We start from the raw sequence: 14,155 nt of genomic DNA, 5'->3' as shown, positions 1-14,155 counted from the left end.
GCCAACATGAGCAAGCGCAAGCTGATTCCACTACTCGTTTACATCCTGTTCCTGCTGGTGCCGATCTACTGGCTGCTGAACATGTCCTTCAAGAGCAACACCGAAATCCTCGGCGGCCTGACCCTGTTTCCGCAGGATTTCACCCTGGCCAACTACAAGGTGATCTTCACCGACCCGAGCTGGTACACCGGCTACCTCAACTCGCTGTACTACGTGAGCCTGAACACCGTGATCTCCCTGAGCGTGGCGTTACCAGCGGCGTATGCGTTCTCGCGCTATCGCTTCCTGGGTGACAAGCACCTGTTCTTCTGGCTGCTGACCAACCGCATGGCGCCGCCGGCAGTGTTCCTGCTGCCGTTCTTCCAGCTGTATTCATCCATTGGCCTGTTCGACACGCACATCGCCGTGGCCCTGGCCCATTGCCTGTTCAACGTGCCGTTGGCGGTATGGATCCTGGAAGGCTTCATGTCCGGCGTACCCAAGGAAATCGACGAAACCGCCTACATCGATGGCTATAGTTTTCCCAAGTTCTTCGTGAAGATTTTTATCCCGCTGATTGGCTCCGGTATCGGCGTCACGGCGTTTTTCTGTTTCATGTTTTCCTGGGTCGAACTGCTGCTGGCGCGCACGCTCACCTCGGTCAACGCCAAGCCCATCGCAGCGGTGATGACCCGCACGGTGTCGGCGTCCGGCATTGATTGGGGCGTGCTGGCAGCGGCGGGGGTGTTGACCATCCTGCCGGGCATGCTGGTGATCTGGTTTGTACGCAACCACGTGGCCAAGGGCTTTGCCCTGGGCCGGGTCTAGAGGAGTCGATGATGGAATGGATGGCCTGGACCACCCCCACTGCGCTGTTCTTTGGCGGCATTGCCCTGATTCTGGCGGGCATGACCACTTGGGAATTACGTTCGCCGAGTATCCCGCGGCGCGGTTTGCTGCCGATCAGCACCACCCGTGGGGATCGCTTGTTTATCGGTCTTCTCGGTAGCGCCTACCTGCATTTGCTGGTCATTGGCGTTACCGACTGGAGTATCTGGGTGGCGTCCGCGCTCTCCCTTGTTTGGCTGTTGAGTGTGATGCGTTGGGGCTAGCAAGCTCGCTCCTGCAAGCCCCGTTTGAAACTAACCTGGAGGTCTCTATGTTGAATAAAAACAATAAGCTGCGACATAGCATTTCATTGGCCGCCGTACTGGCCCTCAGTGGTTTGAGCGCTTCGGCCTGGGCTGATGCGTATGAAGATGCCGCGAAAAAATGGATCGGCAGCGAGTTCAAACCCTCGACCCTTACCGAAGCCCAGCAGTTGGAGGAGTTGAAGTGGTTTATCAAGGCGTCGGAGCCGTTCCGTGGGATGAAGATCAACGTGGTGTCGGAAACCCTCACCACCCACGAGTACGAATCCAAGGTGCTGGCCAAGGCCTTCAGTGAAATCACCGGCATCAAGCTGACCCACGACCTGCTGCAGGAAGGCGACGTGGTGGAGAAGCTGCAAACCCAGATGCAATCCGACAAGAATATCTATGACGGCTGGGTCAACGATTCCGACTTGATCGGTACGCACTTTCGCTACGGCAAGACCGAGTCCATCACCGACCTGATGGCCAACGAAGGTAAGGATTTCACCTCGCCCACCCTGGACCTCAAGGACTTTATCGGCCTGTCTTTCACCACCGCGCCGGACGGCAAGATCTATCAGTTGCCCGACCAGCAGTTCGCCAACCTCTACTGGTTCCGCGCCGACTGGTTCGAGCGGCCGGAGCTGAAGGCCAAGTTCAAGGAGAAATACGGCTACGACCTGGGCGTGCCGGTGAACTGGTCGGCTTATGAAGACATCGCCAAGTTCTTCAGCGAAGACGTCAAGGAAATCGACGGCAAGCGCATTTATGGGCACATGGACTACGGCAAGAAAGACCCGTCCCTGGGATGGCGTTTCACCGATGCCTGGTTCTCCATGGCCGGCGGCGGCGACAAAGGCTTGCCCAACGGCTTGCCGGTGGACGAGTGGGGCATCCGTGTAGAGGATTGCCACCCGGTGGGCTCCAGCGTCACCCGCGGCGGCGACACCAACGGCCCGGCGGCGGTATTCGCCACGCAGAAATACGTGGACTGGATGAAAGCCTACGCGCCACCGGAAGCGGCGGGCATGACCTTCTCCGAATCCGGCCCGGTGCCGTCCCAGGGCAACATCGCCCAGCAGATCTTCTGGTACACCGCGTTTACCGCCGACATGGTCAAGCCGGGCCTGCCGGTGGTGAATGCCGATGGTACGCCGAAATGGCGCATGGCACCGTCCCCAGTCGGGCCGTATTGGGAAAAGGGCATGAAGAAGGGCTATCAGGACGTAGGTTCCTGGACCTTCCTCAAGTCCACGCCCGAAAAGCAGAAACTCGCGGCCTGGCTCTACGCGCAATTCGTGACCTCAAAAACCGTGTCGCTGAAGAAAACCATCGTTGGCCTGACGCCGATTCGTGAGTCCGATATCAACTCCCAGGCCATGACCGACATGGCGCCCAAACTCGGTGGCCTGGTGGAGTTCTACCGCAGCCCGGCCCGCACCGAGTGGTCCCCGACGGGCACCAACGTGCCGGACTACCCGCGCCTGGCGCAACTGTGGTGGAGCAACATCGCCGCAGCGGCCAGCGGCGAGAAAACCCCGCAACAGGCGCTGGACAGCCTGGCCAAGGAGCAGGATGCGATCATGACGCGCCTGGAACGCTCCAAGGTGCAACCGGTGTGCGGCCCGAAAATGAACCCCGAGCGTGACGCGCAATACTGGTTTGACCAGCCGGGCGCGCCGAAGCCGAAACTGGCCAACGAGAAGCCCAAGGGCGAAACCGTGAACTACAACGACCTGCTCAAGCAGTGGGAGGCGGCACGTAAGTAATTTCGCTGAATGAGCTGAACACAACGGCACGCTTGCGTGCCGTTGTTTTTTTTTGTGGGTGAGCCACCTGCATTTCATCTGGTGCTCCGAGACAGCTTGCTAGCTTGGGACTAAACTGCTGAGCATTCATACAGGAGGTCATCTTATGGGTGTTCCACTTTCCCCAATTGTTTCCGAATTTGAAACCGAGGAGCAGGCGAATAGTCATGATCTTTGGTTTCGCGCCAAAGTCGAAAAAAGCTTGGCCAACCCCGGACCCGGTGTACCCCATGACGAAGTCATGGCGAGGGTCGAGGCGATTATCCTTGAAGCAGAACGCAAGCAGTGGGCCAAAGCCTGATGTTAAGCGTTGTTTGGCTTGATGAGGCTATCAGCGACCGCGACCGCTTGTCCCCACGTTAACAATCCCATCTGAATTTTCCGCACATCTCAAGGTTCTGCATCTTAGAAGCGCATGTTTTCAAGCGCTATTGCAGGGCCACCTTGTGGGAGGCCCGTTGTAACGGACTTTGCGGAAACTGCCATCATGACACTCCTCACAGCGCTGTCAGGCCAGCCGGCCTCTCTCACCGACTCGGCCCAGGGCCGCCATCAACGGGTCTACCAACAGCTGCATGGCGAAACCCAAGACGCCACCGAACTGGCGCGTGAATACCTGCACGATCAATTGGCCCTGGTAGAGGCAACCGATTGCGACTTGCCAGAAGCGCCTGAACAACTGCTAGCCTGGGTCGAGCAGCGCTGCGCCGAAGTCGCCCAGGCCTATGCCGACTACCTTGAGCAGCGCCGGCAAGGGGGGCCACGGCGGTATTTTCAGAACAAGGCCCATGCACTGTATTTCCTGCAATGCGTGGCACCCACCAAACAGGTCGACGGCGCCTGGCTCTATGGCTTGCTGCGCTATTGGCAAGACCAGCGCTTCGACGGCCTGCTCACCACTTACCTGGAAGAATTGGGCGACGGTGAAGCCGCGCAGAACCATGTGGTGATCTACCGCAAGTTGCTCAGCGAGCACGATGCCGACAGCGAAGCCGGCCTTGAGGATGAGCATTACCTGCAGGGCGCGCTGCAACTGGCGCTGGGTGTGTGCGCCGACGAGTTCCTGCCCGAGGTCATTGGCTTCAACCTCGGTTACGAACAGCTGCCGCTGCACCTGTTGATCACGGCCTATGAACTCAGTGAACTGGGTATCGACCCCTATTACTTCACGCTGCATGTCACCATCGACAACGCCAGCAGTGGCCATGCGAGCAAGGCGGCGCTATCGGTGCTGAACCTGTTGCCGCTGGGCGAGGGCAGGGCAGACTTCTATCGCCGTGTGGCCGCAGGCTACCGTCTGAATGATCTGGGGCCGGGTACTACGTCTGTGATCAAACAGTTCAACCTGCAGGACGAGGTGGTGGCGATGCTCGAACGCAAGCGCGCCTTCGGCCAGCACATGCATTCGGACTATTGCCGCTTCGAAGGGCAGACCGTCAACCAATGGCTGGCCCGGCCTGGGCAGATCGGCGCGTTCCTCAAGGCCCTGGAAGACAAGGGCTGGATCCAGCACAACCAGGACCCCGCCAACAGCCGTTTCTGGCAACTGATCGAGGGCGCTGGCGCTGCAATGTTCGGGGTGTTCAGCGGTTATGAAAAACAACTGATCCATGACTGGATTGCGGGTGAATGGGTTGCCAGCGAACGCGTGCCGCCCGTGCGGCCGGGACGCGGCAGCCGGTTTTCCCGCGAGCAGCATCGTCCAGCGGACCCGGATACCCAGGCTTTGGCGGAGTCATTGTGCAACTTGCCCGATGAGCAACAGCTCAATGCACTGATCCCGTGGCTGTCGGCACGCCGTCATTGCACGCCTGCCGGGCTGTATGCCACTCGCCGCTTTATCCAACTGCGTGCGCGCCTGCGCTAAGGAATGTGCCTATGTCTGCGCAACAACTGGCTGATCGTGCCTTGTTGAATCTGGGCCGGGGGTTGAAGGAGGGTGGTTATCGCTTTATCACGCCAACGCCCTTGACCCATGAGCGTGTCTATCGGCGGCTGGCGACGCCCCTGGCAATGACGCTGCGCGATGTGTTCGGTTGGTCGATGCCGTTCGATCAAGGCCTGTTGCCCGAGGCCCTGCGTGGAGAATTGCAGCAAGCGGATGTGATCGAAAAGCACGGCGCGCTATGGCGCAGCGCAGTGCGATGGTCGAGCCTCGACGAGCTGCTGTTCGCCCATTCGCCTTATCCCACCGACCAGGCGGACGCGGTGTTTTTCGGCCCCGATAGCTATCGCTTTGCCCAGGTAATCGAAGCTTACCTGCAACAACGTTTCGAGCCGCTCAAGCGCGCCGTGGACATCGGCTGTGGCGCCGGCGTCGGCGCGCTGGTGATTGCTAAAGCCCGGCATGACGCCCAGGTGCTGGCGGTGGATATCAACCCCCGTGCCCTGCGCATGACGGCGGTGAATGCTGAGCTGGCCGGGCTGAATAACGTCAGCGTTTACCATAGTGACGTGTTAGCCAGTGTGGAGGGCGAGTTCGACCTGATCGTCGCCAACCCGCCGTACATGAAAGATGATCGTCAGCGCGCCTATCGCCATGGCGGTGGCGCCTTGGGGGAGCAGTTGTCGCTGCGCATCGTCAGTGAATCCATCGGGCGCCTGGCCCTGGGCGGTAGCCTGCTGCTGTATACCGGGGTGGCGATGGTGGCCGGCAGCGATCCCTTCCTGGAGGCGGTCAAGCCACTGCTGGGCAGCGACGCTTACGGCTGGACCTACCGCGAACTGGACCCGGATGTCTTCGGTGAAGAACTGGAAAAGCCCGGCTATGAGCAGGTGGAGCGCATCGCCGTGGTCGCACTGACTGTCACCCGATTGCGCTGAATACCCGATGCTCACCTTTGGCATTGAAGAGGAATACTTCATCACCGACCTGCACAGCCGCCAGATGGTCGGCGAGCCCTCGGCGGCGGTGCTGGCAGCCTGCCGCGAAGCGATTGTCGCAGGTTTCTCGTTTGAGATGTTCCAGGGCCAGATCGAGGCGGCCTCTCCGGTGTTCACCTCCAGCGCCGAAGCGGCGGACTACTTCCGAGCAGTACGCCGCAACCTGGCGCAATCCCTGGCTGAGTTCGGCCTCGGTGTGGTGTGCGCCGGCAGCCACCCCCTGGCCGATTGGCGTGGGCAACAGCCGACCGATCAGGCGCATTTCCGGCAACTGTTCGACGATATTCAATATGTAGCGCGGCGCAGTGTGTTGTGCGGGCTGCATGTGCATGTGCAGGTGCCGCAAACGCTGGACCGTATCGCGGTGATGAACCAGGTGTCGCCGTGGCTGCCGTTGTTGCTGCTGCTCAGTTGCTCATCGCCTTTCTGGGACGGCGCGCCCAGCGGCTTCATGAGCTATCGCCAGGCCGCGTGCGACGAGTGGCCCCGCATGGGCGTGCCGGAGCACTTTAGCGACTGGGCCGAGTACCTGCGCTACCTGGCCCTTTTGCAGCGCATCGGCGCGATCAAGGCCGATGGCAATGGCTGGTGGGGCATTCGCCCGGCGGCGCGTTACCCCACCCTGGAACTGCGCATGACCGACGCCTGCCCACGGCTGGCGGACGCCTTGGCCCTCGCCACGCTGTTTCGGGTGATGGTTACCCATGCCTGCGCGATGCAGCGCCCAGGAGCCAGGTTCAGTGCCGAGGCGCGCTGGCTGCTCAAGGAGAATCGCTGGCAGGCCAAGCGTTATGGGGCCGCTGGTACCTTTGCGTTGGACGACACCGGCACCCTGGGCAGCGCTGAGCAATGGCTGCAATACGCCCGACAGACCTTTGCCGCCACCGCAGAGGCCATGGGCGAGCCGCTGTTGTTCGATACCTTGGATGCCTTGCTGCAACGCGGCAACAGCGCGACTGAGCAGTTGCGCTGGCACGCCCAGGCCCAGGCCAGCGGCGCCGATGCAATTGCCAGCGTGCGCCAGGTAGTCGACCTGCTGTTGGCCCAGACGCGCGGCGACCATTGATCGGGTGTCGCTCTACGTCGAAGGAACACTGAGGGGCTGCTCTGTCCTTAATTAGTAACCCCTCAACGGCAGGAGCGCAGAGCATGCGAGCGATGACTTACCAGGGCGCACACAAGGTGCAGGTGGATACCGTGCCCGATCCGATCATTGAACAACCCGACGACATTATTTTGCGGGTCACCGCCACCGCAATCTGTGGCTCGGACCTGCACCTGTACCGTGGCAAGATCCCGACCGTGGAGCACGGCGATATCTTCGGCCATGAGTTCATGGGCATCGTCGAAGAAACCGGCCCGGCCGTTACTGCCGTGCAACCCGGCGACCGTGTGGTGATTCCGTTTGTGATTGCCTGTGGCGATTGTTTCTTCTGCCAGCTCCAGCAATTCGCCGCTTGCGAAACCACCAACGATGGGCGCGGTGCGATCCTGAATAAAAAAGCCATCCCGCCGGGTGCTGCGCTGTTCGGCTACAGCCGTCTGTATGGCGGCATTCCCGGCGGCCAGGCGGAGTGGGTGCGGGTGCCCAAGGCCAACACCGGGCCGTTCAAGGTGCCCGGCAACCTGGCGGATGAGAAGGTGCTGTTCCTCTCCGATATCCTGCCCACCGCCTGGCAGGCAGTGACCAATGCCGGCATTGGCAAAGGCTCTAGTGTGGCGATTTATGGCGCCGGGCCGGTGGGCCTGCTCAGTGCGGCTTGCGCACAAATGTTGGGCGCCGAGCAGATCTTCATGGTCGACGACCATCCGTATCGTTTGGCCTACGCGCAGAAAACCTACGGCGTGATCCCGATCAACTTCGAAGAAGACGAAGACCCGGCGGACACCATCATCCGCCAGACCGCCGGCATGCGCGGCGTCGATGGTGTGGTGGACGCGGTGGGTTTCGAGGCCAAGGGCAGCACTACAGAAACCCTGCTCACTGCCCTCAAGATCGAAGGTAGCAGCGGCAAGGCCCTGCGCCAGTGCATCGCCGCCGTACGTCGCGGTGGTGTGGTCAGCGTCGCCGGGGTGTATGCCGGGTTTATCCATGGCTTCATGTTCGGCGATGCCTTCGACAAGGGGCTGACCTTCAAGATGGGCCAGACCCATGTGCAGCGGTTCTTACCGGAGTTGTTGGAGCACATCGAGCTGGGGCATCTGCACCCGGAGGCGATCATCACTCACCGGCTGCCCCTGGAGCAGGCGGCGCGGGGGTATGAGCTGTTTGATAAAGCCGAAGAGGAATGCCGCAAGGTGATCCTGCTACCGGGTGGGAGCGACCGGCCGCTGACCGAACCAGTGGACGAACTGACCCCTGAGTTGCGCGTACAAGGTGTTCCCGGGTTCTAGGCCAATACCCGGGAAAATATGGGAGCTGGCTTGCCTGCAATAGCGGTGGTTCAGTTGAATATTCAGTGAGTGACACACCGCCTTCGCGGGCAAGCCCGCTCCCACAGGGGATCTGTGCCGGACGCTGATTTTGTGGGCAATGCATGACCAATGTGGGAGCTGGCTTGCCTGCGAAGACGGCATGACAAGCAATACCTATCTACCTGACACCCCACAATCCTACTGTGGGAGCGGGCTTGCTCGCGAAGGCGGCCTGACAGTCAACACAGTTGGAATGTGTACATATCCATTGCTGCGGTAACGGCCACTGTTACTGCACTACCGCTTTCGCAGGCAAGCCAGCTCCCACATGGATCTTCTTTGCTTCAAAAGTGGTATTTCCCACATTAGCCTGTGTCAGGCCGTGGCTTGCGGCTGGATGCGCAGTTCGCCGTCGACATCCTTGACCAGCCCACTGGCGACAAACAGCGGCGCCAGGCGTTTGTGCAACTGTGGCTCGACAAACTCGTTGACCGTCTCCAGCCCCAACGTACCACTGAGCGGCAGCTCGGCCTTGGTGTACGACAACCATGCCTTCTTCAACGCCATCAACACATCACTGCCCGCCGTCGAAGCGAAGCGACGGTGCAGGGGCTTGGTGTCGAAGGTGAAGGTGTGTTGGAACTCATAACCGCTTTCATCGCCGCCGTTGGCCGTGCAGCGCACGCAGGTGCAAGGGCCGTCGCCGAAGGCGCTGCGCAGGTAGGCGTTGAAGTCCACCACGGGCTTGAGTGACAGGCGCTTATCAACCTCGAACAGGTCCCCGGTCATTTTTTCGTCAGTGTTCAACGTCCATTTCCTCGCAGTCGGTTGCTGTGTTTCAAAGCGCGGCACAATACCAGCCGAGCGTGGGTTTGGGGATTATTTGCGTCGTGGAAGGGTCAGCGGAAGAACTCACCGGGGGTGGAATCAAACTGCTGACGAAACGCGTTGATAAAGGCTGAGGTCGATTCATAGCCACACCCCAATGCCACATCCGTCACCCGCTCGCCTTGTTCCAGGGCGGGCAGGGCGCTCAACAGGCGCAGGCGCTGGCGCCATGCGCGAAACGTCAGCCCGGTGTCACTCAGGAACACCCGACTCAGGGTCTTTTCACTCACCTCCAGCTTGCGGCTCCACTCGCCCAACGTCGTCTGCTGCTCGGGATGCAGGTTGAGGCTGCGGTAGATCTGCCGCAGCCGTGGGTCGTGAGGCAGTGGCAACATCAAGTCCACCTGGGGTGCGGCGGCGAGTTGATCGAGCAGTACCTGAGCCAGGCGCCCGTCCGGCCCGTCCTCGGTATATTCCACCGGCAATTGGCTGAAGTTGCGGATCAGCTCGCGTAGCAAACTGCTCACCTCCAGCACCTGGCAACGCTCGGCGGCCCAGGCGGTGACGCTGCAATCGAGGTATAAGCTGCGCATTTCCGTATGGGGTGAACTGAACACCCGATGGGGCATGCCGGCCGGAATCCACACCGCGCGCTGCGGTGGTGCGACGAAACGGCCAACGCTGGTCTGGATCTCCAGCACTCCGGAAATCGCGTAGGACAGCTGCACCCACGGGTGGCTGTGGCGTCGCGTCAGCGCACGGTTGGGCAAGGATTCAGTACGCCCGTACACCGGCCTCGGCAGGCTGGAAAGCCCTGGGACACTGCGGCGAACGGCTTTTTCATGTCCTTTAGGCGGCATTTACTGGCTCATTGGCGTTAGTCGGTAACAGGTGGTTACGTTAGAGTCGTCGCGACGCTCTTGGCAACCCCTGGAAGAATTGCTTATGACCCGGCCCCGGTTTCTCCCCGACAACTTCACCCTCACTCTGATCGCCACCGTGATCCTCGCTTCACTGCTGCCCGCCAGCGGCCAGACCGCCGTGGCGTTCGGCTGGGTCACCAACCTGGCCATCGCGCTGCTTTTTTTCCTCCACGGCGCCAAGCTGTCGCGCAAGGCTATCGTCGCCGGTGCCGGCCACTGGCGTTTGCATTTGCTGGTGTTCAGCCTGACCTTCGTACTATTTCCGTTGTTGGGCCTGGCGCTCAAGCCAGTGCTGTCGCCGTTGATCGGCAACGAGCTGTACATGGGCATGCTCTACCTCTGCGCCTTGCCGGCCACTGTGCAATCGGCGATTGCCTTTACCTCCCTGGCCCGCGGCAACATCCCGGCGGCCATCTGCAGCGCGGCGGCGTCCAGCCTGTTCGGCATCTTCCTGACGCCGCTGCTGGTAGCGCTGCTGCTCAACGTGCATGGGGATGGCGGCTCCACAGTCGATGCGATTGTCAAAATCAGCGTGCAGTTGTTGCTGCCGTTCATTGCCGGGCAAGTCGCCAGCCGCTGGATTGGGGGCTGGGTCGGGCGTAACAAAGCCTGGCTGAAATTCGTCGACCAGGGCTCGATTCTGTTGGTGGTCTACGGGGCTTTCAGCGAGGCGGTCAACGAAGGCATCTGGCACCAGATCCCGCTGTGGGAATTGGGCGGGTTAGTGGTGGCCTGCTGCGTGTTGCTGGCCCTGGTGTTGGCGGCGTCTACGCTGCTGGGCAAGGCGTTTGGTTTTAACCAGGAAGACCGCATCACCATCCTGTTCTGCGGCTCGAAGAAAAGCCTGGCGACCGGCGTGCCGATGGCGCAGGTGCTGTTTGCCGGGGCGAGCATGGGCGTGTTGATTTTGCCGTTGATGCTGTTTCACCAGATCCAGTTGATGGTCTGCGCGGCGTTGGCCCAACGCTATGCCCAGCGGCCGGAGAGCATCCCCGAGTTAATGGGGCAGGTGGATCCGTGATGCACCTCTCATTCGCGGGTAAATAAGCTCAAGTTAACCGGCGTGACGACGACTTACTTCTTAACTAACCCAAGAAGGAGTGTCGGCATGAACGTTCGTCGTGTAGCGGTAATGACTGGCCTTCTGGGGCTGTGGGCAAGTACCTGCGGCGCCGCACAAACCGTGGGGCAGGGCACCATCAGGTTCAGCGGCGCCATTGTCGAGTCAGGGTGTGCGACAAATGCGCGCAGCGGTTCGGTGATGGAACTGCGCGGCTGTGCCCAATCCAGTCGTGGCAGCCGAATCGAGGTGCGCAGTGTGGCGCCGGTTGTCAGTGTCGATGCACCCCATGTGCGGCTGGTGGCGGACAGCGGCAAGGGGCGCTATTACGATCAGCGTTATGTGTTGGCAGACAGCGCCGGCAAGCTCATCCAGTCAGGCAACTACATCATTACCATGACTTCGCCGTAGGCCGCCGGGCGACGATCCGCAGCAACAGCGGTGCGAGAAACCTATAGAATGCTCGGCGGCGGCGCTTGTCCTGGGTGGCCGCTTGATCACCGTCAGAGTACCGCGCCCGTCAATGAGCCTTTCAGCCGCAACCCCACAAGCCAATTGGCAACCGGTCATCGCCCTTGCGCTGGCCGCGTTTGTGTTCAATACCACCGAATTCGTCCCCGTCGGGCTGCTCAGCGCCATCGGCGCCAGCTTTGACATGCCCGTGGCCAGCGTCGGCCTGATGCTCACCATTTATGCGTGGATCGTGTCGCTGACCTCGCTGCCGGTGATGCTACTGACCCGCAACGTCGAACGGCGCAAATTGTTGATTGTGCTGTTCGGTCTGTTTATCGCCAGCCATATCCTCTCCAGCGTCGCCACCAGCTTCGGCTTGCTGATGGTCAGTCGGGTCGGCATCGCCCTGGCCCATGCGTTGTTCTGGTCGATCACGGCTTCGCTGGCTGTACGCCTGGCGCCAGAGGGCAAGCAGGTGCAGGCCCTTGGCTTGCTGGCCACCGGCACATCCCTGGCGATGGTGTTGGGCATTCCCTTGGGCCGCCTGTTGGGCGAGGCCATGGGCTGGCGCACTACCTTCCTGGTGATCGCCGCGTTCGCCGCCGCCCTGGTGTTCTGGCTGGGGCGCACCTTGCCGCTGCTGCCCAGCCAGAACTCCGGCTCCCTGCGCAGTCTGCCGCTGCTGTTCAAGCGTCCTGCGCTGGTGGCGCTCTATGTGCTGACCGCAATGACCGTTACCGCGCAATTCACCGCCTACAGCTACATCGAACCCTTCGTCGAAGGCGTCGCCGGCCTGGGCGGCAGTGCCGTGACCCTGATCCTGCTGGTGTTCGGTGGTGCTGGCATCATCGGCTCGTTGTTGTTCAGCCTGGTGCATCGCCTCAACCCCCACCTGTTCGTGATCGGCGCAGTGTCTATCCTCGCCGCGTGCCTGGCTCTGATGCTGCCGTTGAGCGGCGCCGAGTCTTACCTGGTGGGGCTGAGCATTTTCTGGGGCATGGCGATCATGGGGTTTGGCCTGGCCATGCAGTCCAAGGTGCTGGTGCTGGCACCGGATGCCACCGATGTGGCCATGGCGATGTTTTCCGGGATCTACAACATCGGCATCGGCGGCGGCGCGTTGATGGGCAGCTGGGTAGGCAGCCACTTCGGCTTCGCCTGGATCGGCGCGGCGGGCGGTTTGCTGGCGGGGTTGGCGTTGGTGGGGTATTGCCTGGCGATTCGGCGGTTTGGGCAGGGTGGTGCCCCGATGCCAAGCTGATCGCCCCGTATCCACCGGATAACTGCAGACTTAATGTGGGAGCTGGCTTGCCTGCGATGGCGGTGTGTCAGCCACTGCATCTGTTGCTGCGCGACCGCTTTCGCAGGCAAGCCAGCTCCCACATTTGATCTTCACTGCCTTGAGCAATGCGTTCGCTGACTTTCCTACGCCACCGGAGTCAACGGATCCGCCGCCGCCAGTGCCACTGCTCTATCCGCCGCCGGTGGGTAGATCCACACGCTATTGATCTGCTGTTTGAGTTCCTTGGCTTCCTGGCCCACCAGCTTGAGCTGACGGTCCCAGCCTTCGGTGTACACCGCGCCCCAAGCGCCGAGGTCGAGGCAGGTCACGTATTTGGGTTGGCTGTAGGCCATGGGGGCCACGCCGATCAGATCGGCGGCGACGTTGTTGCCGGCGTAGCGGCCCAGGGCGATAGCGTGCTGGCAGGACATGGCAGCGAAGTTGCCCAGCGCGTCTGTGGCGGCGTAGGCCACGTCGCCAGCGGCGAAGATGGCAGCCTGGCCCTTGACCTTGAGGTGGGCGTCCACGTGCAGGCGGCCCTGGGGATCGCGGGTGCCCTCAACCTGTTCGGTCAGCGGGTTGGCGCGAAAGCCGATGGTCCAGATCACGGTGCTTGATTCAATCCGCTGCCCATCCGCCAGGGTCACGCCACCGGCATCCACCGAGGCGACCGAGGTGTTCAGTACCCATTCAATCCCCAGCTCGCGGCTGGCTTCGATGATCGAGGGGCGTATGCCGTCGCCCATCGACGCGGCAATCTGCGGCCCGCGGTCGACCACGATCACACGGATGTTGGCCGTTTCACCCAGTGCCGCACGCAGGCGCGCCGGCATTTCGGTGGCGGTCTCGATACCGGTGAAGCCGCCGCCGGCCACCACCACGGTATTGCGGGCCGGGCTGTCGGGCAGGTTTTTCAGGGCGTTGATATGGGCTTCAAGGTGCGCGGCGTCTTCGATCTGATCCACATCGAACACTTGCTCGATGCCGTCCATGCCGGGGCGGTTCAAGCGGCTGCCGGCGGCCACTACCAGGCGATCGTAGGCGAGGGTGGACGGGATGCCGGCCGCGTTGCGGTAGGTCACTTGCTTATTAGTGGCGTCGATGCTGTCGGCAGCGCCTTGCACAAAGGTCACGCCCACAGCGTCGAACAGCGCATCAAGCGGGGCCAGCATGGTATGCACATCGGGCTCGTAGAACCGCGGGCGGATACGCAGTTCTGCTTGGGGTGCGAGCAGGCTGATACGCACATCGTTGCGGTCGTGTTTATCCAGTAGCCGAGCCGCGCTCAGGGCGCTCCACACGCCACCGAACCCGGCGCCAATGATCAGAATGTGTTGTTTCATGGGGTTGCTCCAGAGACCAGATAAGCCGCAAGGCATTGCCGGATCACT

General features: G+C 61.4%; 14 protein-coding genes. 11 read left to right on the top strand and 3 right to left on the bottom strand.

Going from position 1 to position 14,155, the window contains the following annotated elements:
* Positions 1-6: 6 nt before the first annotated feature.
* The 8 genes from GH769_RS13190 to GH769_RS13155 all read left to right on the top strand — a co-directional run bounded on the left by GH769_RS13190 (position 7) and on the right by GH769_RS13155 (position 8,197).
* Positions 7-807 (top strand): carbohydrate ABC transporter permease, encoded by an 801-nt coding sequence (locus tag GH769_RS13190; protein ID WP_003192012.1) that lies wholly within the window; start codon positions 7-9, stop codon positions 805-807.
* Between the two features lie 11 nt (positions 808-818).
* The gene (locus GH769_RS13185) at positions 819-1,091 is read left to right on the top strand and encodes a DUF2160 domain-containing protein (RefSeq protein ID WP_014718862.1); all 273 of its coding nucleotides are present in this window, start codon (positions 819-821) and stop codon (positions 1,089-1,091) included.
* A gap of 47 nt (positions 1,092-1,138) precedes the next feature.
* Complete coding sequence (locus GH769_RS13180; RefSeq protein ID WP_032902870.1) at positions 1,139-2,881, top strand: ABC transporter substrate-binding protein; 1,743 nt, start codon at positions 1,139-1,141, stop codon at positions 2,879-2,881.
* A 145-nt stretch (positions 2,882-3,026) separates the two neighbouring features.
* The gene (locus tag GH769_RS13175; RefSeq protein WP_014718861.1) at positions 3,027-3,221 is read left to right on the top strand and encodes a hypothetical protein; all 195 of its coding nucleotides are present in this window, start codon (positions 3,027-3,029) and stop codon (positions 3,219-3,221) included.
* Between the two features lie 186 nt (positions 3,222-3,407).
* The gene (locus GH769_RS13170; protein ID WP_032902871.1) at positions 3,408-4,787 is read left to right on the top strand and encodes an iron-containing redox enzyme family protein; all 1,380 of its coding nucleotides are present in this window, start codon (positions 3,408-3,410) and stop codon (positions 4,785-4,787) included.
* Positions 4,788-4,798: 11 nt separating this feature from the next.
* Positions 4,799-5,743: a class I SAM-dependent methyltransferase gene (locus tag GH769_RS13165; protein WP_032902872.1), complete on the top strand. Its 945-nt coding sequence runs from the start codon at positions 4,799-4,801 to the stop codon at positions 5,741-5,743.
* 7 nt (positions 5,744-5,750) lie between these two features.
* On the top strand, positions 5,751-6,869 hold the full coding sequence (locus GH769_RS13160) for a carboxylate-amine ligase (protein ID WP_032902873.1): 1,119 nt from the start codon (positions 5,751-5,753) through the stop codon (positions 6,867-6,869).
* Between the two features lie 83 nt (positions 6,870-6,952).
* Positions 6,953-8,197: a zinc-dependent alcohol dehydrogenase gene (locus GH769_RS13155; RefSeq protein ID WP_032902874.1), complete on the top strand. Its 1,245-nt coding sequence runs from the start codon at positions 6,953-6,955 to the stop codon at positions 8,195-8,197.
* A gap of 396 nt (positions 8,198-8,593) precedes the next feature.
* On the opposite strand, the gene GH769_RS13150 is transcribed toward GH769_RS13155, so the two are convergent.
* The gene (locus tag GH769_RS13150) at positions 8,594-9,025 is read right to left on the bottom strand and encodes a hypothetical protein (RefSeq protein ID WP_032902875.1); all 432 of its coding nucleotides are present in this window, start codon (positions 9,023-9,025) and stop codon (positions 8,594-8,596) included.
* A 92-nt stretch (positions 9,026-9,117) separates the two neighbouring features.
* The gene (locus GH769_RS13145) at positions 9,118-9,906 is read right to left on the bottom strand and encodes a helix-turn-helix domain-containing protein (protein ID WP_014718855.1); all 789 of its coding nucleotides are present in this window, start codon (positions 9,904-9,906) and stop codon (positions 9,118-9,120) included.
* An 85-nt stretch (positions 9,907-9,991) separates the two neighbouring features.
* Between GH769_RS13145 and GH769_RS13140 the strand changes: the two genes are divergently transcribed.
* The 3 genes from GH769_RS13140 to GH769_RS13130 all read left to right on the top strand — a co-directional run bounded on the left by GH769_RS13140 (position 9,992) and on the right by GH769_RS13130 (position 12,743).
* Positions 9,992-10,990, top strand: a complete 999-nt coding sequence (locus tag GH769_RS13140; RefSeq protein ID WP_020303073.1) for a bile acid:sodium symporter family protein — start codon at positions 9,992-9,994, stop codon at positions 10,988-10,990.
* An 87-nt stretch (positions 10,991-11,077) separates the two neighbouring features.
* Positions 11,078-11,440 (top strand): type 1 fimbrial protein, encoded by a 363-nt coding sequence (locus GH769_RS13135; protein WP_032902876.1) that lies wholly within the window; start codon positions 11,078-11,080, stop codon positions 11,438-11,440.
* 112 nt (positions 11,441-11,552) lie between these two features.
* A complete protein-coding gene (locus GH769_RS13130) occupies positions 11,553-12,743 on the top strand; it encodes a sugar transporter (RefSeq protein WP_014718852.1) in 1,191 nt (396 codons plus the stop codon).
* Positions 12,744-12,907: 164 nt separating this feature from the next.
* Here GH769_RS13130 and GH769_RS13125 read toward each other — a convergent pair whose 3' ends face one another.
* A complete protein-coding gene (locus tag GH769_RS13125; RefSeq protein WP_032902878.1) occupies positions 12,908-14,107 on the bottom strand; it encodes an NAD(P)/FAD-dependent oxidoreductase in 1,200 nt (399 codons plus the stop codon).
* Positions 14,108-14,155: the final 48 nt, after the last annotated feature.

Origin of the sequence: Pseudomonas sp. CFSAN084952, assembly GCF_009648855.1 — a bacterium.
In the GTDB taxonomy this organism is placed as follows: domain Bacteria; phylum Pseudomonadota; class Gammaproteobacteria; order Pseudomonadales; family Pseudomonadaceae; genus Aquipseudomonas; species Aquipseudomonas paracarnis.
Note: the sequence above shows the minus strand (reverse complement) of the source record. Positions and strands in the feature narration are given on the sequence as shown.